This window comes from Ramlibacter algicola, from assembly GCF_016641735.1.
In the GTDB taxonomy this organism is placed as follows: Bacteria; Pseudomonadota; Gammaproteobacteria; order Burkholderiales; family Burkholderiaceae_C; genus Ramlibacter; species Ramlibacter algicola.
Genome location: NZ_JAEDAO010000001.1, coordinates 1,451,159 through 1,470,430, shown reverse-complemented (window position 1 = coordinate 1,470,430; position 19,272 = coordinate 1,451,159). Strand labels below are relative to the sequence as shown.

The following is a 19,272-nucleotide window of genomic DNA, read 5'->3' as shown; positions in this document are numbered from 1 at the left end:
GCTGAGTTACGCGTGTTGCACTCGCCATCTTGATCCTCCGCGCGACCCACGCGAAGCTGGGCCATTCGAGATCGAGGAGCGAGGTGGCATGCAGACAAGACGAGGCGACCGCGAGCCTGCGGGCAGTGCACCGAGCAGCCTGGTGCAGCGGCTGCTGGGCCGCCTGCGCGCGCGCCAGCGCAACCGCCCCGAGAAGCTGGCGCCTGCCGGCGCCCGCAGTGGCGAGGGCACGGAGAGCATCGCGCCCTATCTCGAGCAGACGCGCAGCACGCGCCCGGGACCGCTCGAATGAGCGAACCCCTCGAGGGCGTCGAGAAGATCATCGGGCCGGTGCACGGCTTCCACCTCGCCTGCTACACGGTGGCGACGCCGGACGGCCACTTCGGCTACGCGAAGGTGTGCGCGCAGCGCCCCGCCTCCGTCTGGGAAACCGGCGAGGTCTTCCGCAAGCTCGCCGTCGGTCCTTACGAGGACCCGCAGGACGCGTTGCTGGCCATCCTCGGCAAATGCCAGACCCGCCTGATGCACGCGAGCCGCGCGCATTCCTGGCGCCTCGCGCGGATCTGACCCACTCCGTCATCCCCGCGAAGGCGCGGACCCATCGCTTCCACTTCCTGTCATTCCGGCGAAAGCCGGAATCCATCGCTGCCCCTGCGTCGTCACGAACCCTGCCGAGTGCGGGTCCAGACAGAGCGTCTCTCGCCGAGCGGGGTGGGAAGAAGGCGCGGGCGAAGCGCGATCCGGCGAGCGCGTCAGGCGGTGCCTGCCGGGTCCGATTTTCGATGGTCGAGTGATGCGCGCGGGCGCGGGGCCTGGGCGCGACCAGCGGGAGCAAACCTCTTTGGCTGCCTACTGACGGCTCGCGCGAGCAGCACCAGGGTTGCACGAGCATGGATTCCGGCTTTCGCCGGAATGACAATGACAGAGGCGATTGCCGGAATGACAACCCCCCTCCGCGGCGGGCGTCAGGAAACGCCCTGCCCTTCGCTCGTCCGCGCCTGCGACACGCTCCCACCTGCGGGCACGTCGTGCGTGAGCCAGACGTTGCCGCCGATCACGGCGCCCTTGCCGATGGTGACGCGGCCAAGGACGGTGGCGCCGGCGTAGATGACGACGTCGTCCTCGAGGATCGGATGGCGCGGCTGGCCCTTGGCGAGGGTGCCGTCGTCGGCGACGGGGAAGCGCTTGGCGCCGAGCGTGACGTTCTGGTACAGCCGCACGCGCTCGCCGATGACCGCGGTTTCGCCGATCACGACGCCGGTGCCATGGTCGATGAAGAAGCGCGCGCCGATCGTCGCGCCGGGATGGATGTCGATGCCGGTGCGGCTGTGCGCGAGTTCCGCGACCAGCCGCGCCAGCAGCGGCAGGCCCTGCCGGTACAGCTGGTGCGCGATGCGGTGGTGGATCATCGCCAGCACGCCGGGATAGCAGAGCAGCACCTCGTCCACGCTGCGCGCGGCGGGGTCGCCCTGGTACGCGGCCAGCACGTCGGTGTCGAGCAGGCGGCGGATGCTGGTCAGCGCGAGCGCGAACTCGCGCGCGTGCGACACGGCGCGATCGTGTGCCTCGGCGATGGGCATCGGCGCGTCGCGCGATGCGTGGCGAAGCTCGAGCAGCACCTGGTCCTGCAGCGCCTGCAGCGCGGCCGCCAGCGTGTGGCCGACGTAGAAGTCCTCGGTGTCGTGGCGCAGCTGGGCCGGGCCCAGGCGCATCGGAAACAGCGCGCCCTTCAGCTGCTCGACGATCGTCTCGACGGTGCGCGGCGACGGCAGCTCGCGCGTGCCCTCGGTGCCGCGCGGGTGCGCGGCACGCCAGTCGTCCCGGGCGGCGCGCAGGCCGGCGACGACGTCGTGCAGGTCGGTCATGGCGTGGTCAGGTGATGCAGGGTGAGTCCGACCGCACCATACCGCAGTTCGCGCACACGCCGCCGGAAGCGTCCGACAGCCATCTTCGCGTTAGCTGCATCGAATGGGGACATCCACCCGAAAGGAGAACCTCCATGAAGCACAGCCTCATCGCCCTGGGGTGCGCGCTGGCCCTGGCCGGCGGCCCCGCGCTGGCGCAGCAGGACGCCGGCAAGACCTCGACGACGCAAGGCTCGTCGGGCAACGGCGGCTTCGTCGAGAAGACGAAGGAAGCCTTCCACAAGCTCGGCGAATCCGTGAAGAGCGGCTTCCACAAGGCCGAGAACAAGGCCGACGACACGAAGGCCGACCCCAAGGACACGCGCGCGATGGGCGCCGCCGGTGCAGGTGATGCGGATCGCCAGCAGCGCATGGACGACGCGTACGGCAACTACAAGTCCGGCAAGCCCGGCGCCACGAGCACGCCGTCGAAGTGACATTCGCGGCGGCGCCAGCCGCGCTGCATGTCATCCCGGCGAAGGCCGGGATCCCGCGACCGCCGACCTGCTTCTTCAGCAGCGTCCGACAGCGCGCCGGTGCGCGCCTGCGTGCAATGGAGGCATTCCAACGAAAGCCAGGAAGGACCTCCCATGCACCGCCCCCTCATCGCGATCGCTTGCGCGCTCGCACTGTCCACCCCCGTGCTGGCCCAGCAAGGCACCGGCAGCACCGCATCCACGGAGCCGCCGCGCCACGGCACGCCCGAGCCGCAGGGCGACTCGTTCTTCGAGCGCGTGAAGAACGCCTTCAAGTCGCTCGGCGAAAAAGCCAAGCCCGCCGCCGAGACGGCGGCCGGCAAGGGCCGCGAGATCAAGGACAACGCCGTGCAGGCCGGTGGCCAGCTCAAGGAAAAGGCCGCGCCCACGATCGACACCGCCAAGGAGAAGGCGTCCGAGGGGCTGGACAAGGCCAAGGACGTCGCGACCGACGTGAAGGACGACACGAAGGAAACCGCCAAGGCCGCGCGCCACGGCGACACCAGCGTGATGGGCGCGCCGGGCAGCCAGCCGCCGGCCAGCAGCCCGCAACGCTGACCGGCCTCAGGCGGACGCTCGCTGCGCCCACAGGTCCTGGACCTGCCGGGCGAGCGTCATCGGATCGAACGGCTTGGTGATCACGCCGATCGCGCCGAGCGCGCGGTATTGCTCGACCTCGCTCGCCTGCACCTTCGCGGTCATGAACACCACGGGCACCGACGCGGTCGCCGGCAATTCGCGCAGCCGCGCCAGCGTCGTCGGCCCGTCCATGCCCGGCATCATCACGTCCAGCAGCAACAGCTGCGGCGCGAACGCGGGCGCGGCCTGCACCGCCTCGGCGCCCGACGCGCAGGCGCGCACCTGCAAGCCGCCCACCGTCTCCAGCGCGAGCAGCGCGATCGTGCGGATGTCGCCGTCGTCCTCCACGTACAGCACCTTCTGCAGCCGCTCCGCGCTCATGCATCCTCCGTGTGCCCGGGCTCGACGCCCATCAGGCGCTGCAGCAGCGCCACCAGTTGCGCGCTCGACGTACGCGACTTGACCAGCGCGTCGTTCACTTGCGCGGCGACGTCGGCCGTCACCTCGTCGGCCGAGAAGATCAAGACCGGCGTGGCCGCATTGCGGGCCGGCAGCGACGCGAGCAACTGCGAGCCGTGGCCGTCGGGCAGCCCCATGTCCAGCAGGATCAGGTCGAAGTCGCGTGCCTCCAGTTGCTCGCGCGCTTGCGCGAGCGTCGGCGCGTGCACGGTGTCGGCGGACCCGCCCACCATCACGCGCACGACCTGCGCCAGGTCGGCGTCGTCCTCGACGTGCAGCACCTGCGGCCGGCGCGATTCGCCGCTGCGCAAAGCGAGCCGCACCGCACCGAGCAGGCGCGCTTCGTCGATCGGCTTGGCGAGCCAGTCCAGCGCGCCGAACGCCGACGCGCCGGTGCCGTCCGGCGCGTCGCGCGCGGACAGCACCACCACCGGCAGGCTGGCGGTCTGCGGCCGCGCGCGCAGCCACCGCAGCAGCGAGAAGCCGTCCTCGTCGGGCAAGCCCAGGTCCAGCGTCAGCGCGCGGTAGCGGTGCTCGGCCAGGCGTGCGCGCGCTTCGGCGGCGCTGCGCGCGATGTCGGTGGCCATGCCGGCGCGTTCGAGCAGCATGCACACGAGCCGCGCGACGTCGAGGTCGTCCTCGCACACGAGCACGTGGCCCGGGCGCCCCTGCGCGCGTGGCGGCTCGCCCACCAGGGGCAGTTCGACGAAGAACTCGGTGCCGCCGCCGGCGCGGTCCTCGAAGCCGATGCTGCCGCCCAGCCGCTCCACGATCGCCTTGGAGATCGCCAGCCCCAGGCCGGTCCCTTGCCGCGCCCTCGCATCGGAGGCATCGGCCTGGCCGAAGCGCGAGAACAGGCGCTGGCGGAAGTCCGCCGGGATGCCGCGGCCGCGGTCGCCGATGCCGATGCGGGCGCGGCGCGCGTCCGCCACCGACAAGGTCACGTCGACGCAGCCGCCCGCAGGCGAAAACTTCGCCGCATTCGACAGCAGGTTCACCACGACTTGCGTCAGGCGATCCGCGTCGACCACCACGCGCAAGTCGCTTCCGGGTTCGTGCAGCGCGTAGCGCACGCCCATGCTGGCCGCGAACGCCTCGGTGGCCGCGATCGCGCCCTTGACCAGCGGCAGCAGCGGCTGCGGCACCAGCTCGAAGCGCACGTTGCCCGACTCGATCTTCTCGATGTCCAGCATGTCGTTGACCAGGCGCACCAGCCGGTCGCAGTTGCTGGCGGCGATGTCCAGCAGCGCCTTGGCCGGCGGCGCGATCTCGCCCACCGCGCCGCCGAGGACCAGCCCCAGCGAGCCGCGCACCGACGTGAGCGGCGTGCGCAGTTCATGCGACACGGTGGAGATGAACTCGTTCTTCATCCGCTCGACCTGCTTGCGGTCGGAGATGTCGCGCAGCATCAGCGTGTAGCCACTGCCGGCGGCCGTGCCCATGCGCGTGACGGTCACTTCGGCGGGAAAGGTGCTGCCGTCGTCGCGGCGGCAGGTGATCTCCTGCCGCAGGCCGGAGAGGCTGCGAGCGGCGCCATTGCGCATGACGGCCAGCAGGTCCTCGCGCGAATCGCCGGCCATCCAGGCCGACACGTGCCGGCCGATGCCGCCGTCGCCGCCGAACAGCCGCCGGGCGGCGGGGTTGGACGTCTCGACCCGGCCGTCGGGCGTGAGCGAGACGATCGCATCGCCGGCGTTGTCCACGATCGCCTGCAGACGCTCCTCGCGGTCGTGCGCCACCTCGGTGGCCTGGCGCACGCTGTACAGGTTCAGCTCGAGCTCCGCCCACGACGCCAGGTCGGCGAGCGCCGCGACGTCGTCGGCGGAAAACGTGCGCGGCGCGCGGTCGATCAGGCACAACGTGCCCACGCGGTGGCCGTTGCCGCCATGCAGCGGCATGCCGGCGTAGAACCGCACGTGCGGCGCCCCGGTCACGAGCGGGTTGTCGGCGAAACGCTGGTCGGCCTGGGCGTCCGGGATGATGAACGCGCCTTCCTGCAGCACCGCATGGCCGCAGAAGGACACGTTGCGCGGCGTCTCGGCCTCGTCGAGGCCCTGCCGCGACTTGAACCACTGGCGGTCGGCGCCGATCAGCGAGACCAGCGCGATCGGCACGCCGAACTGCCGGCGCGCGGTGCGCGTGATGCGGTCGAAGCGGTCCTCGCGCGGGGTGTCCAGCACCCGCAGGCGGCGCAGGTCGTCCAGGCGCTGTGCTTCGTCGTCGGGGATGGGGGCGGCCAGCATGCGTCGAGGCTTGCCGATCGCATTGCACGAGCCGGCCGAGTCATTGTGTCATGCGCCTGCGCAGCGCCGGGGCATCGCGCAAGCTTTGCCGCCGAGACACACGCGATTCGTATACTGCGGCGCTTTCCCACCTGCTTCCCGTACCCAATGGCCGAACTGCGCCCGCGCCTAGCCTTTGCCCTGCCCGTCCTCCTGACACTCGTCCTCGCCGCCTGCGGCAAGGACGACAAAGCCGCCGCTGCCGGCGGTGCACCAGGCGGGGGCATGCCGCCCCCTGAAGTGGGCGTGGTCACCGTACGTCCGGGCGACGTCGGTCTCGTGACGGAGCTGCCAGGCCGGCTCGAAGCGTCGCGCGTGGCGCAGGTGCGTGCGCGTGCCGCCGGCATCGTGCAGCAGCGGCTCTTCCGCGAAGGCAGCGACGTCAAGGCGGGCCAGCCGCTGTTCCGCATCGATCCGTCGACGCTGCAGGCGGCCGAGGCCACCGCCAAGGCCACGCTGGCGCGCGCGCAGGCGAACCTGGGCCAGGCCAAGGCGCTGGCCGAACGTTACAAGCCGCTGGTGGAAGCCAACGCCATCAGCAAGCAGGAATACGCCAACGCCGTCGCCTCCGCGCAGGCGGCCGAAGCCGAAGTCGCCGCCGCGCAGGCCGGGGTGAAGACGGCGCAGATCAACCTCAATTACGCCCTCGTCACCGCGCCGATCTCCGGCCGCATCGGCCGCGCGCTGGTGACCGAAGGCGCGCTGGTGGGCCAAGGCGAGGCGACGCCACTGGCGCTGATCCAGCAGGTCCATCCGCTGTACGTGAACATCAGCCAGTCGTCCACCGAAGTGCTCAACCTGCGCCGCGCGGTGGCCGAAGGCCGCCTGAAGCGCGCTGGCGACGGCGCGACCGCGAAGGTGATCCTGGAAGACAACAGCGAGTACCCGCAACCGGCGCGCGTGCTGTTCTCCGACCTGCAGGTCGACCCGACCAGCGGGCAGGTGCAACTGCGCGCCGAAGTGCCGAACCCGCAAGGCTTCCTGCTGCCCGGCATGTACGTGCGCGTGCGGCTCGAGCAGGCCAAGGCCAGCAACGCCATCCTGCTGCCGCAGCAGTCCGTGACCCGGTCCAACCAGGGCGACACGGTCCTGGTGGTGGACGCGCAGGGCAAGGTCGCGCCGCGCCAGGTGAAGGTCAACGGCGAGCAGGAAGGCAGCTGGATCGTCACGGAAGGCCTGAAGGCCGGCGAGCAGGTCGTCGTCGACGGCACCATGAAGCTGCAGATGCTGCCGCCCGGCACGCCGGTCAAGCCCGTGCCGTGGAACAACGGCGCGCCCGCCGCGGCCGGTGCCAAGCCCGCGTCCGCTCCCGCCTCCGGCGCCAAGCCGGCCGGCTCCGCCGCCAAGTCCTGACGGGGTCCGCGCCGCATGTCGAAGTTCTTCATCGACCGGCCCATCTTCGCGTGGGTCATCGCCCTGTTCCTGCTGGTGGTCGGCGCCGTGTCGATCACCAAGCTGCCGATCGCGCAGTACCCGCCGGTGGCGCCGCCCACCATCGTGGTCACCGCGGTCTACCCCGGCGCGTCCGCCAGCACGCTCGAGGAGAGCGTGATCTCCGTCATCGAGCAGGAGATCAACGGCTCGCCCGGCCTGCTCTACATGGAATCCGTGACGCAGGCCAACGGCGCGGGCTCCATCACCCTCAGCTTCGAGCCGGGCACCAACCCCGACCTGGCGCAGGTGGACGTGCAGAACCGGCTGTCGCGTGCCACGCCGCGCCTGCCGCAGGCCGTGACGCAGCAGGGCGTGCGCGTCGAGAAGGCGCGCGGCAACTTCCTGCTGTTCACCATCCTGTCGTCGGACGACCCCAACGTCACGCCGGTGGACCTGGGCGACTACGCGTCGCGCAACGTGCTGCCGGAAATCCAGCGCATTCCCGGCGTCGGCCAGGCGCAGCTGTTCGGCACCGAAGCCGCCATGCGCATCTGGATCGACCCGGAAAAGCTGGTCGGCCTGAACCTGTCACCCGCCGACGTCAACGCCGCCATCCGCTCGCAGAACGCGCAGGTGTCCGCCGGCACCATCGGCGACCTGCCCATCGTGCGCGGCCAGCAGATCTCGGCCACCGTCGTGGTGCGCGGCCAGCTGTCCACGCCCGAGCAGTTCGGCAACATCGTGCTGCGCGCCAACACCGACGGCTCCGTCGTGCGGCTCAAGGACGTCGCCCGGGTCGAACTCAACGCGCAGTCCTTCGCCAGTTCGGCCCGCCTCAACGGCAAGCCGTCCACCGGCATCGGCGTGCAGCTGTCCCCCACGGGCAACGCGCTGCAGACCGCCGATGCCGTGCGCAAGCGCATGGGCGAGCTGGCCCAGTTCTTCCCCGCCGGGATGAAGTGGGACATCCCGTACGACAGCTCCCGCTTCGTGCGCATCTCGATCAAGCAGGTGGTCGAGACGCTGGTCGAGGCCGTGGTGCTGGTGTTCCTGGTGATGTTCCTGTTCCTGCAGAACTGGCGCTACACCCTGATCCCGACGCTCGTCGTGCCGGTCGCCCTGCTGGGCACGTTCGGCGCGCTGCTGGCGCTGGGCTTCTCGATCAACGTGCTGACCATGTTCGGCATGGTGCTGGTGATCGGCATCGTGGTGGACGATGCGATCGTGGTGGTCGAGAACGTCGAGCGCATCATGAGCGAGGAAGGCCTGCCGCCGCGTGAAGCGACCCGCAAGGCGATGTCGCAGATCCAGGGCGCCATCATCGGCGTGACGGTGGTGCTGATCTCGGTGTTCGTGCCGCTGGCGTTCTTCGCCGGCTCCACCGGCAACATCTACCGCCAGTTCTCCGCCGTGATGGTGGCGTCGATCGGCTTTTCCGCCTTCATGGCGCTGTCGCTCACGCCGGCGCTGTGCGCGACGCTGCTCAAGCAGGTCGAGGCCGGCCACCACGTCGAGAAGGGCGGCTTCTTCGGCGCGTTCAACCGGGTGTTCCGCACCGGTGCCAAGCGCTACGAAGGCCTGGTGGCGCGCCTGCTGCGCCGGGCCGCCCGCTGGCTGATCCTGTATGCGGTCATCGGCGGCGTGGCCGCGTTCCTGTACACGCGCCTGCCGACCTCGTTCCTGCCGCAGGAAGACCAGGGCTACCTGATCGTCAACGTGCAGCTGCCGCCGGGGGCGACGCTGGAACGCACGACCAAGGTGATGGAACAGGTCGAAGGCTTCATCCTCAACCAGCCCGAAGTGCAGAGCATGGTCGGGGTGCTGGGCTTCTCGTTCTCCGGCCAGGGCCAGAACGCGGGCCTGGCGTTCGTCACGCTCAAGCCGTGGGACGAGCGCAAGGGCGAGGAGCACTCGGCGCAGGCCATCGCCGGCCGCGCGTTCGGCGGCCTGTCCGCCGTGCGCGATGCGTTCATCTTCCCGCTGTCGCCACCGCCGATCCCCGAACTGGGGACTGCGTCGGGCTTCGCCTTCCGCCTGCAGGACCGCGGCGGCAACGGGCACGAGGCACTGGTGGCCGCGCGCAACCAGCTGCTGGGCATGGCGGGCCAGAGCAAGGTGCTGACCCAGGTGCGCCCCGAGGGGCTCGAGGACGCGCCGCAGCTGCAGGTCGACATCGATCGCGACCGCGCGCAGGCGCAGGGCGTCAGCTTCGACGCGATCAACGCGACGCTCGCCACCGCGCTCGGCTCGGCCTACGTCAACGACTTCCCGAACAAGGGGCGCCTGCAACGCGTGGTCGTGCAGGCCGACGCGCCGGCGCGCATGCAGCCGGACGACCTGCTGCGGCTGAACGTGCTGAACGCCCAGGGCAAGCCGGTGCCGCTGTCGGCGTTCGCCAGCACGCACTGGGTGAGCGGCGCCATGCAGACGGTGCGCTACAACGGCTACCCCGCCATGCGCATCTCGGGCTCGGCCGCGCCGGGCTACAGCAGCGGCGCGGCGCTGTCCGAAATGGAGGCGCTGGCCGCCAAGCTGCCCCCGGGGTTCGCGTTCGAGTGGACCGGCCAGTCGCGCGAGGAAAAGCTCGCCGGCTCGCAGGCGCTGGTCCTGTACGGCTTCGCCATCCTTGCCGTGTTCCTCGCGCTCGCCGCGCTGTACGAGAGCTGGTCGATCCCGCTGGCGGTGATCCTGGTGGTGCCGCTGGGCGTGCTGGGCGTGCTGCTGGCGACGCTGCTGCGTGGCTACTCGAACGACGTCTACTTCCAGGTGGGCCTGATCACCATCATCGGCATCGCGGCCAAGAACGCCATCCTGATCATCGAGTTCGCCAAGGACCTGCAGGCCCAGGGCAAGCCGGTGGTCGAGGCGGCGCTGGAAGCCGCGCACCTGCGGTTCCGCCCGATCATCATGACCTCGATGGCGTTCGGCCTCGGCGTCCTGCCGCTGGCCATCGCCAGTGGTGCCGGCTCCGCCAGCCAGCGGGCCATCGGCAGCGGCGTGCTCGGCGGCATGCTCACCGGCACCGCGCTCGCGGTGTTCTTCGTGCCGATCTTCTTCGTCGTGGTGCGCACCATCTTCAAGGGCAGCGACCGCCAGCGGAAGCTGTACACGCACGAATTCGGGCAGCACGAACTTCCCCCCGGCGCGACGAGGGGGGACCAGGTATGACGACGATCCGCAAGACCGCGCTCGCCGCCGCCGTGCTGGCGCTGGCGGGCTGCTCCTTCATCCCCGAGTACCAGCGCCCCGACGCGCCCGTGCCCGGTGCCTTTCCGTACGCGTCCGCCACCGAAGGCACGCCGGCCGCGGCGCTGGACTGGCAGGCGTTCTTCGCCGATGCGCGCCTCAAACAGCTCATTGGGGCGGCGCTGGCCAACAACCGCGACCTGCGCGTCGCGTTGCTGAACGTCGAACAGGCGCGCGCGCAGTACGACATCCGCCGTGCCGACCTGTATCCCACCGTCGGCGTGGGCGTGAACGCCAGCCGCGCGCCCAACCCCAGCAACGGCGAACAGTCCACGAGCTTCCAGGCCGGCTTCTCGGTCAGCGCGTGGGAGATCGACCTGTGGGGCCGGCTGCGCGCGCTGAGCGAAGCGGCCGTCGACCAGTTCCTGGCCACCGACGAAGGCCGCAAGGCGGCGCAGGTCACGCTCGTGAGCTCGGTCGCGAACGCGTGGCTGTCGCTGGTCGCGGACGAAGAACTGCTCGCGCTGACGCGCCAGACGCTGCAGACGCGCGAGGAATCGCTGCGGCTGGTCAAGCTGCGGTTCGACAACGGCGTGTCGTCCGAGCTGGACTTCCGCCTGGCCGAATCACTGGCCTACGCCGCGCGCGTGTCGCTCGCGCAGCAGGAGCGCCAGCGCGCGCTCGACCTCAACACGCTGGGCCTGCTCACGGGCCAGACGCTGCCGGTGGACTACGGCACCGGCACGACCATGGCGGCGATCACGCTGCCCGACGTGCCTGCCGGCCTGCCGTCCGACGTGCTGGTTGCGCGGCCCGACGTGCGCCAGGCCGAGAACCTGCTGCAGGCCGCCAACGCCAACATCGGCGCCGCCCGCGCCGCGTTCCTGCCGCGCATCTCGCTCACCGCGAGCGTCGGCCGCGCCAGCACGCAGCTGAGCGGCCTGTTCGACGGCGGCGGCAAGTGGGCGTACACGGTGGCGCCGTCGCTGCTGCTGCCGATCTTCGACTTCGGCCGCAACGAAGCAGGCCTGCAGTCGGCGCGCGTGCAGCGCGACATCGCCATCGCGCAGTACGAGCGCTCGATCCAGCAGGCGTTCAAGGAAGTGGCCGACGCCCTCGCCGGCCGCGCGACGCTGACGACGCAACTGGCCGCGCAAGATCGCGTGGCCGAAGCCGAGTCGGTGCGCATGCGCCTCTCGCAACTGCGCTACGACGCCGGCGTCGCCAGCTCGCTCGACCTGCTCGATGCGCAGCGCTCGTTCTTCACCGCCCGCCAGGCCCAGATCCAGACCCGCCTGGCGGGCCTGCAGAACCAGGTACTGCTGTACCGGGCGCTGGGCGGTGGGTGGACGGAGACGGCTGCGGGTGCGCCGGCTTCGGCGCCGGCGAAGTAACGCGGACTCCCGAACGCAGAGGCCGCAGAGCAAGCGCAGAGGACGCAGAAGGACTCAGAGGGTGCCGCGCCAGCAGGGTGGCGCCACGCCCTCGCCTCCTTTGTCATTCCGGCGGCAGCCGGAATCCAGTTGCGAGCCTGCCTCGCAGCCAGCTTGCGCCAACTTCGGTTGCTGAACCACCATGGATTCCGGCTTTCGCCGGAATGACAGAGGGGGGGCGCAGACACACTTTGGGCCAGGATCCGGCTTCGCCGGGCCTGGCCCAACTGTTAGAGAACCACGGACGAATCGTGCAGCGGTTGGCCGTGACTAGCGGCGCTGCCCGCCTATCGCGGGGTTGCCTTCGCTGCCGCGCGGCGGCAGGTGGCGGAACATGATGCGGCCCTTGTTCAGGTCGTAGGGCGAGAGTTCGAGGGTGACGTAATCGCCCGCGATGATGCGGATGTGGTTCTTGCGCATCTTGCCGCCGCTGTAAGCCACGAGCTCGTGCCCGTTTTCCAGCTTGACGCGATACCGGGAGTCGGGGAGCACTTCCTCGACGCGACCACGCATTTCGATCAGTTCTTCCTTGGCCATGGGAATCCTCGAACGGCCTCAATTTTAAGCATGAGCCGGATGGGACGCCCACTGGGCGGTCGGGCTACGCCTCCGAACTGGCGCGCTCCAGCAACGCCAGGGTGTCCCCATCCAGCCGCAACTGCGAGGCCCGGACCAGGTCCTGCAGCTGCTCCAGGGACGTCGCGCTGGCGATCGGCGCCACCACGGTGGGGCGCGACATCACCCAGGCGACCGCCACCTGGCCGGGCGTGGCGCCCATGCGCTTGGCGGCCTCATCCAGCGCGCCCAGGATTTTCAGCCCGCGGTCGTTGAGGTACTTCTTGGTCGTGTTCGCGCCGCGCGCGCTCTTGGCGGCGTCCGCTTCGCTGCGGTACTTGCCGGTCAGGAACCCGGCCGCCAGGGCGTAGAAGTTGATGACGCCGACCTGCTCGCGCTCGCACAGCGGCTGCAGGTCCTGCTCGAAAACGGCGCGGTCGTACAGGTTGTAGAGCGGCTGCAGCGTCTCGTAGCGCGGCAGGCCCAGGCGCTGGCTGGTCTCCAGTGCTTCCGCCAAGCGCGCGGCGCTGTAGTTGGACGCGCCGATCGCCCGCACCTTGCCCTGCTTGATGAGCGACGCGAACGCCTCCAGCGTCTCGTCCAGCGGCGTCGCCTCGTCGTCCTTGTGCGCCTGGTAGAGGTCGATGCGGTCCGTCTGCAGGCGCCGCAGCGAATCCTCGACCGCCTGCTTGATGTACGCCGCCTTCAGGCCGACCTTGCCGTCGCCCATGTCCATGCCGACCTTGGTGGCCAGCACGACCTTGTCGCGCTTGCCGGACTGCTTGAACCACTTGCCGATGACCGTCTCGCTCTCCCCTCCGGTGTGCCCCGGCACCCAGCGCGAGTAGACGTCCGCCGTGTCCACGAAGTTGAAGCCCGCGTCGAGCCAGGCATCGAGGAGCGAGAAGGAGGTCTTCTCGTCGGCCGTCCAGCCAAACACGTTGCCGCCAAAGCAGAGCGGCGAAACCTGGAGGGGCGAGCGGCCAAGCGGTTTGAGTTGCATGCGCTCATTGTGCGACGTGTTCAGCCCGGTTTGCAGGCCGCGCGCTCGGCAGGCCAGCAGCGGCCCTGGCGGTTGAAGCGGTCCTGGGTCGCCACGTCGAAGAAGCCCGCGCGCTGCACCTTCGGCAGCAGTGGGCCGCCCGTGGCCTTGAACAGGAGCATCTCCAGCACCTGCGCGTTCGTCGTGAGCGAGATCGTGGTGTTCGGCGCGCCGCCCTGCTCGAAGCGGCCCTCGTACCAGCCGCGGTCGACGTCGTACAGGTGCCGCACGTTCTCCAGCAGCGCCGCCGTGTACTCGCCGGGCCACAACGCCCACAGGCCGAACGCCGCCTTGGTCGACACCTGGGCCAGCTTCTCGTGCTCCTTGCCGTCGGTACCGATGGTGTTCCACGGATAGCCCGACGCGTACACCGAATCGAGCACCACGTACGGCGCCTCCGTTAGCTGGTAGGCAGTGCGCGCGGTGAGCTGCTTTTCGCGTCGCCAGCGCCCCTCCTGCACCTGGTGGACCTGCTGCGCCAGCTCGCGCAGCGGCGCCATGCGATCGCCCCACCCAAGCTCCACGCCGGTCAGCACGTACGGCATCGTCAGCACCGGCGCCTGCGCCCCGCTCGTTCGCGGGTCGCGGGCGTCGTAGCGCAGCGCGAGGCCTTCCATGTTCACCGCCGCCAGCGCGGGCAACGCGGACGACGCGCGCGTGTCGAAGCCCCAGGCCGCATAGCCTGCAGCGGCGAGTTGCTCATCGCCGAGGCGGCCTTCGGGGTACGTGTAGAGATGGCCAGCCCCGTCGACACCGCTGCCCGTGAGCTTGCCGCAGTCGTCGATCGCCTTGCAGAAGGTCCAGCGCACGACGACCTTGTCGACGTACTCCTGGAAGCGCGCATGGCGCTGGCCGACGATGCGCAGCCAGAGGAGCAGCCGGCCGACATCGGTGGCGGACCAGCCGATGTCCGCCGGCCGCCCGTCGAAGCCGATCATCTTGCGGGTCGCGGCGCTGTACGCCTTGTTCGGCAGCTGGCCCTGCGACAGGTCCATCGTCGCCAGGAAGCCGAGCAGCCGCGACGACCGCAGGTCGAACTCGTGGGCGTCGATGACTTTCAGTTCGTGCGCGGCGAGGATCGCCGCCAGCGCGTCACCCGCGTTGGCGGCCGTGAAAGCGACCGAGCGATCGAGGCCGCCCACGAGCCCGGTCTCGAAGTCCGTGTTGTTCTCGACGTAGCGCCACGCGGTGCGCGCCCACTGGAATTCCTGCGCCGACAACCCCGCGACCGGGCTCGCCTGCAGCTTCGGCGCTCCCGGCGCAGATGCAGGCCGACCGACGACACCGCAACCGGCCAGCAGCGACGACAAGGGCGCGGCCGCGAGCAGCGTGCGCCGCTTCAGCACGGCGACCCCGACGCGCCGGCCCGCGTGCACGGCGCAGGACCGTTGCCGCGCGGTGCCTGCGCGCGTTCCCATGCGCCTTCGCGGGGCGGGCCCCACTTGAGCAGCTTGCCCTGCTGCTTGAACAGCAGGGTGGCCAGCATGATCCCGTTGTTGTTCGCGGTGAAGGCGCGGATCGGGCCCTTGCCGTTCTCCAGGATGCCTTCCATGAAGCCGCGCGCCGGATCCGCCTGCCTGGCGATCTCCTCGAACAGGCGATCGGTGTACGGCGACTGCCACAGCACCCACATGCCCAGCGCCGCCTTCAGCGACACGGCCGCGAACTGCGGCGTGTACTGGCCCGATTCGGTGATCGTGTTCCACGCGTAGCCGTCGGTGAACACGGTGTCGTAGACGAAGTACGGCTCGGCGTCGAGCTGGTGCTCCGACCGCGCGGTGAGGATGCCCGTGGCCTTCCAGCGGTTCTCCTGCGCCTGGTACACGCGGTTGGCGAAGTCCGCCATCCATGCGTTGCTGTGGCGGCGGTCGTCGGTGTCGCGGTCGGACACCAGGTCCCAATTGAACTCGATGCCGTCCAGCGCGTAGCTCTCGGTGACGACGTAGTTGTGCTGGTAGAACTTGCGCGGGTCGCGCGCGTCGTACGGCACCTCGACGCAGTAGATCGGGACCGTCGCATACGGCTCGGGCTTCGATGCGATCTCGGTGGACACGCCCCACAGCTGGAAGCCCTTGGCCGCGTACTCCTCGTAGCCCAGGCGGCCTTCCTGCACGTACTGCACGTCACGGTCCTTGCCGACCGTGGCGCCGAACATCATCCCGGTGTTGTCGACCACGTGCGTCCACTTCCAGCGCAGCACGAAGCGGTCGATGCCGTCCGCGTGCTGCGGATAGCGTTCCTTGACGATCTTTAGCCACACCAGCAGCCGCCCGAGGTCCAGCGCCGAATAGCCGATCTCGCCGGGCCGGTTGGCGTAGTCGGCCTTCTCCAGCGTCTTCGTGTTGTAGACCTTGTTCGGGAGCTCGTCGCGGAAGAACTGCAGCTTGTTCAGCGCGTCGACCGCGCGCGCCAGGCGCTCGTCGCCCTGCTGCGGCGTGACCAGGCCCAGCTCGCGCGCCGCGACGATGGCAGCCAGGTACGAGCCCGTGTCCCACATCGTCGTCGACGGGTAGTTGTCGACCGCGTTGGCCAGCCCGGTGGACTGCGTGTTGTTCTCGAAGTACTTCCAGGCGGTGCGTGCCATGCCGCGCTCGCGCTCGCTGAGCGCGCCGAGGCGCCGTTGGTAGCGCGCGGCCGGCAGGTCGGTGGACTTGCAGTCGGGCGCGCCGAGGGCCGGCGGGGCCGCGGGCGGGCGGGCTTCCTGCGAAAAGGCTGCCATCGGCAGCAGGGCCAGCGCGAAGGCGAGCAGGCGTCGTTGCATGACGGTCAGCGGTAGTGCAGCAGCGGCCCGCGCGCCATGTAGGCGAGGCTTTCGAGCACCACTGCGTTGGTGTTGGCGTTGACGGCCGTGTTGGGCTGGCCGCCTTCCTCGTAGCGGCCGGCGAGCCAGCCGCGCTGCGGCTCGCTCAGGTCGGCGGTGGCTTCGACCAGCTTCTGCGTGTACGGCGTGCGCAGCAGCGCATGCCAGGCGAACGCCGCCTTCGTCGACAGCGTGCGCAGCTTGGGATACGGCTCGCCCTTCTCGTTGACCGGCATCCATGCCTGACCGCCCGACCACACGCTGTCGTACAGGAAGTACGGCGCCCGATCGAGGTGATCCTCGGTCACCGCGGTCAGCGTGCCGGTCATCTTGAACCGCTCTTCCTGCGCGCGGTACACGCGCCAGGCCATTTCGCGGCCGGTGCGGGTCCAGCCGAATTCCAGCCCCTGCAGCATCCAGGGCTCGCTGACAACGAAGTTGGGCGCGCCGAACTTCTTCGGATCGCGATCGTCGGCCGGCACGCGGATGCCCTGCACGTCGACCAGTTGCAGGTGCGCCGTCGGGTCGGCCGCGACGTCGACGTCCAGCCCCATCAGCGCCAGCGTGCGCGCCGCGTACTGCTCGTAGCCCAGGCGACCTTCCTGCAACAGCTGGAAACCGCCGTCGCCCTTGGCCTGCATGCCATGCAGTTGGCCGCCCTTGGCGAGCTGCGACGTGGTCCAGCGCGCGATGACGCGCCGCGCCGCTTCGGTGTGCTTCGGGTGGTGCCACGCGATGACGTTCAGCGGCACCAGCAGGCGGCCGATGTCGATCGCCGACCAGCCGATGCCCTGCGGCGCGGGCTGGTTGCGGTAGTCGGTCATCGCCAGCGAGCGCACGTCGTACGACTTGTTGGGCAGCTGGTCGGCGAACAGCGGCAGCTTGCCCAGCGAGTCCAGCGCGCGGGCCATGCGCTCGTCGAAAGCCGCCTGCGTCACCAGGCCCAGCTCGCGCGCCGACAGCAGCGCGAGCAGCGACGACGACGCGTCCCACATCGTCGTCGACGGGAAGCTTTCCACCGATGCGGTGAGGCCGGTCTTCGGGTCCGTGTTGCGCTCGAAGTAGGTCCACGCCGTACGCGCCCACTGGCGTTCCTGCGCGGTGAGTTCGCGCGGGGCGGGCAGCTGCTGCGGCAGGTCGGCACTGGGCGTCAGCGTCACGCGCTTGCCCGCGGGTGCCGACGCGGCGGGCTGCTTACGGGCGATCAGCTCCTTGCCGCTCTCGTGCTCGATCCACCACACCGCGCCGAAAGCGACCACGATGGCCGCCATCCACACGATCGAACTGCGGGCCTTGACCCAGTTGCTGTCCTTGTCGTCGTCCATCGCTTGCTTCGTCTTCGTCACGCCGGTTGCGGCGTGGCATCGCCGGCTTCCTCTTCGTCGTCGGGTTGCCACAGCGCCGCGCGCACCAGCGGCAGCATCGCGAACACGTTGTTCAGCCCCCAGGCCACGTTGACCACCAGGTTGGGCAGCTCGGCGTCGTGGTGCTGCACGACCACGCGCCACGCCGCATACAGCAGACCCACCAGCGTCAACACGATGACGGCCAGTTGCGGCACCACCAGGCGCAGGTAATTGCCGGCCTGGCGTTCCTTGGGCGTGACGTGGAACTTGATCTTCTCGCCCCGCAGCACCGTCCACAGCGCGCGGAAGTTGATGGGGAAGAAGGACAGGTACGAAGACTTGCCGTCCCAGCTGTTGACGCCCCAGGTGCCGACCAGGAACGCGAGCTCGGTCATCAGGATGAACGGCAGCGCGTGCAGGTAGAACGCGCCCGAATACGCCGACAGGGGTGCGATGCCGGTGAACAGGTAGATGATCGGCGCAAGCAGGAATACGACGTTCCACAGGCAGCCCAGGTACGACCAGAAGGTGGTCAGGTACATCAGCCGTTGCGGCAGCCGCATGCCGCCCTTGAACAGCGGGTTGTCGCGCAGCGCGATGTCCAGCGTGCCGCCCGCGTACTTGAAGCGCTGGATCATCCAGGACAGCAGGTCCTGCGGCGACAGCATCTTGCTTTCCACCTGCGGATGCAGCACCGATTTCCAGTGCCGCACGGGGTCGTTGTGCAGCACGATCGAGGTGTAGATGTCCTCGGAGACGTGGAACTTGTAGGGCGTGAGCTCCTGCTCGACCGCGGCCTGCGTGCGCAGGGCGGTACCGAGGTCGCGCCGCAGTTCCTCGTCCTCCACCTGGAGCTCGAACTTCGTTGCTTCCTTGTCCACCGCCAGCGCGAAGCTGCGCAGCGCCGCCTGCATCACCGCCTCGCGGCGGTGGATCGAGCCGGCCCCGCAGCAGAACGCCGCGTGGCACCAGTTGCGCCGCCGCAGGATGACGTCGTAGAACATCTGCGGGTCGTTGACGAAGGGGTCACGGCCGATGCGCACCTTGCCGGCCAGCCGTTCCACGACACGCCCCAGGCCGCGCCCGGCGTCCCCGAGACGGCGACCCAGCCACTGCGGCAGCCGCTCGCCTTCCGGCAAGTCGTAGAACCACTGCGGCGTCTGCACCCACGCGACGTCGGGATCGCGGAAGTAGCCCAGCGTGTGCTCGATGAAGGTCGGGAACAGCCGCGTGTCCGCGTCGCAGATGACGATGAAATCGCCGCTGGTCAGCTCCATCGCGTTGCGCAGGTTGCCGGCCTTGAAGCCGATGTTGCTGCTGCGCGAGATGTAGTGCACGCCCTCCTCGTCGGCCACCTGCTTCATCACCGGCCGGCGCCCGTCGTCGAGCACGTGCACGCGCAGGTCCACGGGGTGCGGGTACGCGAGGCGCTTGGCGTCGCGGATCGACAGCCGCACCAGTTCCTCGTCCTCGTTGTAGGTGGTGATGAAGACGTCGACCGCCACCGGCCGCTCACCCCACTCGCCCGGTTCCGCCGACGTCTCGCCCACCGTGCGCGGCGGCGCGCGCATCGGCACGTCGCGGGTGCGCCAGAGGTTGAACGTGAACAGCACCAGGCCGACGTACGCCAGCGTCTCGGCGATCACGAGCGGGATCGCGAACCACAGCGCGTCGTGGTTCAGCGAAGCGGTCCAGCGCCAGCGGATGTAGTTGGCGCCCAGCACCAGCGCGACGATCGCGAGAAATTGCCAGGCGAGCTCGCGCGCGGGCGAGTGCGCCAGCGGCGGCGGCGGCCGGCGGTGGTCGAAGCGGTCGAAATAGAACTGGGGCATCGGA

16 protein-coding genes are annotated in these 19,272 nt (G+C 69.9%); 7 read left to right on the top strand and 9 right to left on the bottom strand.

Annotated elements, in window-relative coordinates:
- The first annotated feature begins 88 nt into the window (after positions 1-88).
- Both I8E28_RS07180 and I8E28_RS07175 read left to right on the top strand, forming a co-directional pair.
- On the top strand, positions 89-292 hold the full coding sequence (locus I8E28_RS07180) for a hypothetical protein (protein ID WP_200787307.1): 204 nt from the start codon (positions 89-91) through the stop codon (positions 290-292).
- On the top strand, positions 289-567 hold the full coding sequence (locus tag I8E28_RS07175; RefSeq protein ID WP_200787306.1) for a hypothetical protein: 279 nt from the start codon (positions 289-291) through the stop codon (positions 565-567). The genes I8E28_RS07180 and I8E28_RS07175 overlap by 4 nt, the downstream gene beginning before the upstream one ends.
- A 398-nt stretch (positions 568-965) precedes the next feature.
- Here the strand turns inward: I8E28_RS07175 and epsC are convergent, their stop codons facing one another.
- Complete coding sequence (gene epsC / locus I8E28_RS07170; RefSeq protein WP_200787305.1) at positions 966-1,865, bottom strand: serine O-acetyltransferase EpsC; 900 nt, start codon at positions 1,863-1,865, stop codon at positions 966-968.
- Between the two features lie 134 nt (positions 1,866-1,999).
- Here epsC and I8E28_RS07165 point away from each other — a divergent pair, with 134 nt between their 5' ends.
- Positions 2,000-2,341, top strand: coding sequence for a hypothetical protein (locus I8E28_RS07165; protein WP_200787304.1), 342 nt, complete (start codon positions 2,000-2,002; stop codon positions 2,339-2,341).
- 153 nt (positions 2,342-2,494) lie between these two features.
- Positions 2,495-2,938, top strand: a complete 444-nt coding sequence (locus I8E28_RS07160; protein ID WP_200787303.1) for a YtxH domain-containing protein — start codon at positions 2,495-2,497, stop codon at positions 2,936-2,938.
- 6 nt (positions 2,939-2,944) lie between these two features.
- On the opposite strand, the gene I8E28_RS07155 is transcribed toward I8E28_RS07160, so the two are convergent.
- Both I8E28_RS07155 and I8E28_RS07150 read right to left on the bottom strand, forming a co-directional pair.
- Positions 2,945-3,340, bottom strand: coding sequence for a response regulator (locus I8E28_RS07155; protein ID WP_200787302.1), 396 nt, complete (start codon positions 3,338-3,340; stop codon positions 2,945-2,947).
- A complete protein-coding gene (locus I8E28_RS07150) occupies positions 3,337-5,661 on the bottom strand; it encodes a response regulator (protein WP_200787301.1) in 2,325 nt (774 codons plus the stop codon). The genes I8E28_RS07155 and I8E28_RS07150 overlap by 4 nt, the downstream gene beginning before the upstream one ends.
- A 147-nt stretch (positions 5,662-5,808) precedes the next feature.
- Here I8E28_RS07150 and I8E28_RS07145 point away from each other — a divergent pair, with 147 nt between their 5' ends.
- The 3 genes from I8E28_RS07145 to I8E28_RS07135 are packed head-to-tail and all read left to right on the top strand — an operon-like array spanning position 5,809 to position 11,654.
- A complete protein-coding gene (locus tag I8E28_RS07145) occupies positions 5,809-7,053 on the top strand; it encodes an efflux RND transporter periplasmic adaptor subunit (protein WP_200787300.1) in 1,245 nt (414 codons plus the stop codon).
- A 15-nt stretch (positions 7,054-7,068) separates the two neighbouring features.
- Positions 7,069-10,242, top strand: a complete 3,174-nt coding sequence (locus I8E28_RS07140) for an efflux RND transporter permease subunit (RefSeq protein WP_200787299.1) — start codon at positions 7,069-7,071, stop codon at positions 10,240-10,242.
- Positions 10,239-11,654, top strand: a complete 1,416-nt coding sequence (locus tag I8E28_RS07135; RefSeq protein WP_207794005.1) for an efflux transporter outer membrane subunit — start codon at positions 10,239-10,241, stop codon at positions 11,652-11,654. Before I8E28_RS07140 ends, I8E28_RS07135 begins: the two co-directional genes overlap by 4 nt.
- A 309-nt stretch (positions 11,655-11,963) precedes the next feature.
- Here the strand turns inward: I8E28_RS07135 and infA are convergent, their stop codons facing one another.
- The 6 genes from infA to I8E28_RS07105 all read right to left on the bottom strand — a co-directional run bounded on the left by infA (position 11,964) and on the right by I8E28_RS07105 (position 19,268).
- Positions 11,964-12,230 carry a translation initiation factor IF-1 gene (gene infA, locus I8E28_RS07130; protein ID WP_200787298.1) on the bottom strand — a complete coding sequence of 89 codons (267 nt, stop codon included), beginning with the start codon at positions 12,228-12,230 and terminating at the stop codon, positions 11,964-11,966.
- Positions 12,231-12,294: 64 nt separating this feature from the next.
- Positions 12,295-13,251 carry an aldo/keto reductase gene (locus I8E28_RS07125; protein WP_200787297.1) on the bottom strand — a complete coding sequence of 319 codons (957 nt, stop codon included), beginning with the start codon at positions 13,249-13,251 and terminating at the stop codon, positions 12,295-12,297.
- A 20-nt stretch (positions 13,252-13,271) separates the two neighbouring features.
- Positions 13,272-14,708, bottom strand: coding sequence for a DUF3131 domain-containing protein (locus tag I8E28_RS07120; RefSeq protein WP_200787296.1), 1,437 nt, complete (start codon positions 14,706-14,708; stop codon positions 13,272-13,274).
- Positions 14,630-16,051, bottom strand: a complete 1,422-nt coding sequence (locus I8E28_RS07115) for a DUF3131 domain-containing protein (protein WP_200787295.1) — start codon at positions 16,049-16,051, stop codon at positions 14,630-14,632. The genes I8E28_RS07120 and I8E28_RS07115 overlap by 79 nt, the downstream gene beginning before the upstream one ends.
- A gap of 5 nt (positions 16,052-16,056) precedes the next feature.
- The gene (locus tag I8E28_RS07110) at positions 16,057-17,415 is read right to left on the bottom strand and encodes a DUF3131 domain-containing protein (protein ID WP_200787294.1); all 1,359 of its coding nucleotides are present in this window, start codon (positions 17,413-17,415) and stop codon (positions 16,057-16,059) included.
- A gap of 17 nt (positions 17,416-17,432) precedes the next feature.
- Positions 17,433-19,268 (bottom strand): glycosyltransferase, encoded by a 1,836-nt coding sequence (locus tag I8E28_RS07105; RefSeq protein WP_200787293.1) that lies wholly within the window; start codon positions 19,266-19,268, stop codon positions 17,433-17,435.
- Positions 19,269-19,272 lie beyond the last annotated feature (4 nt).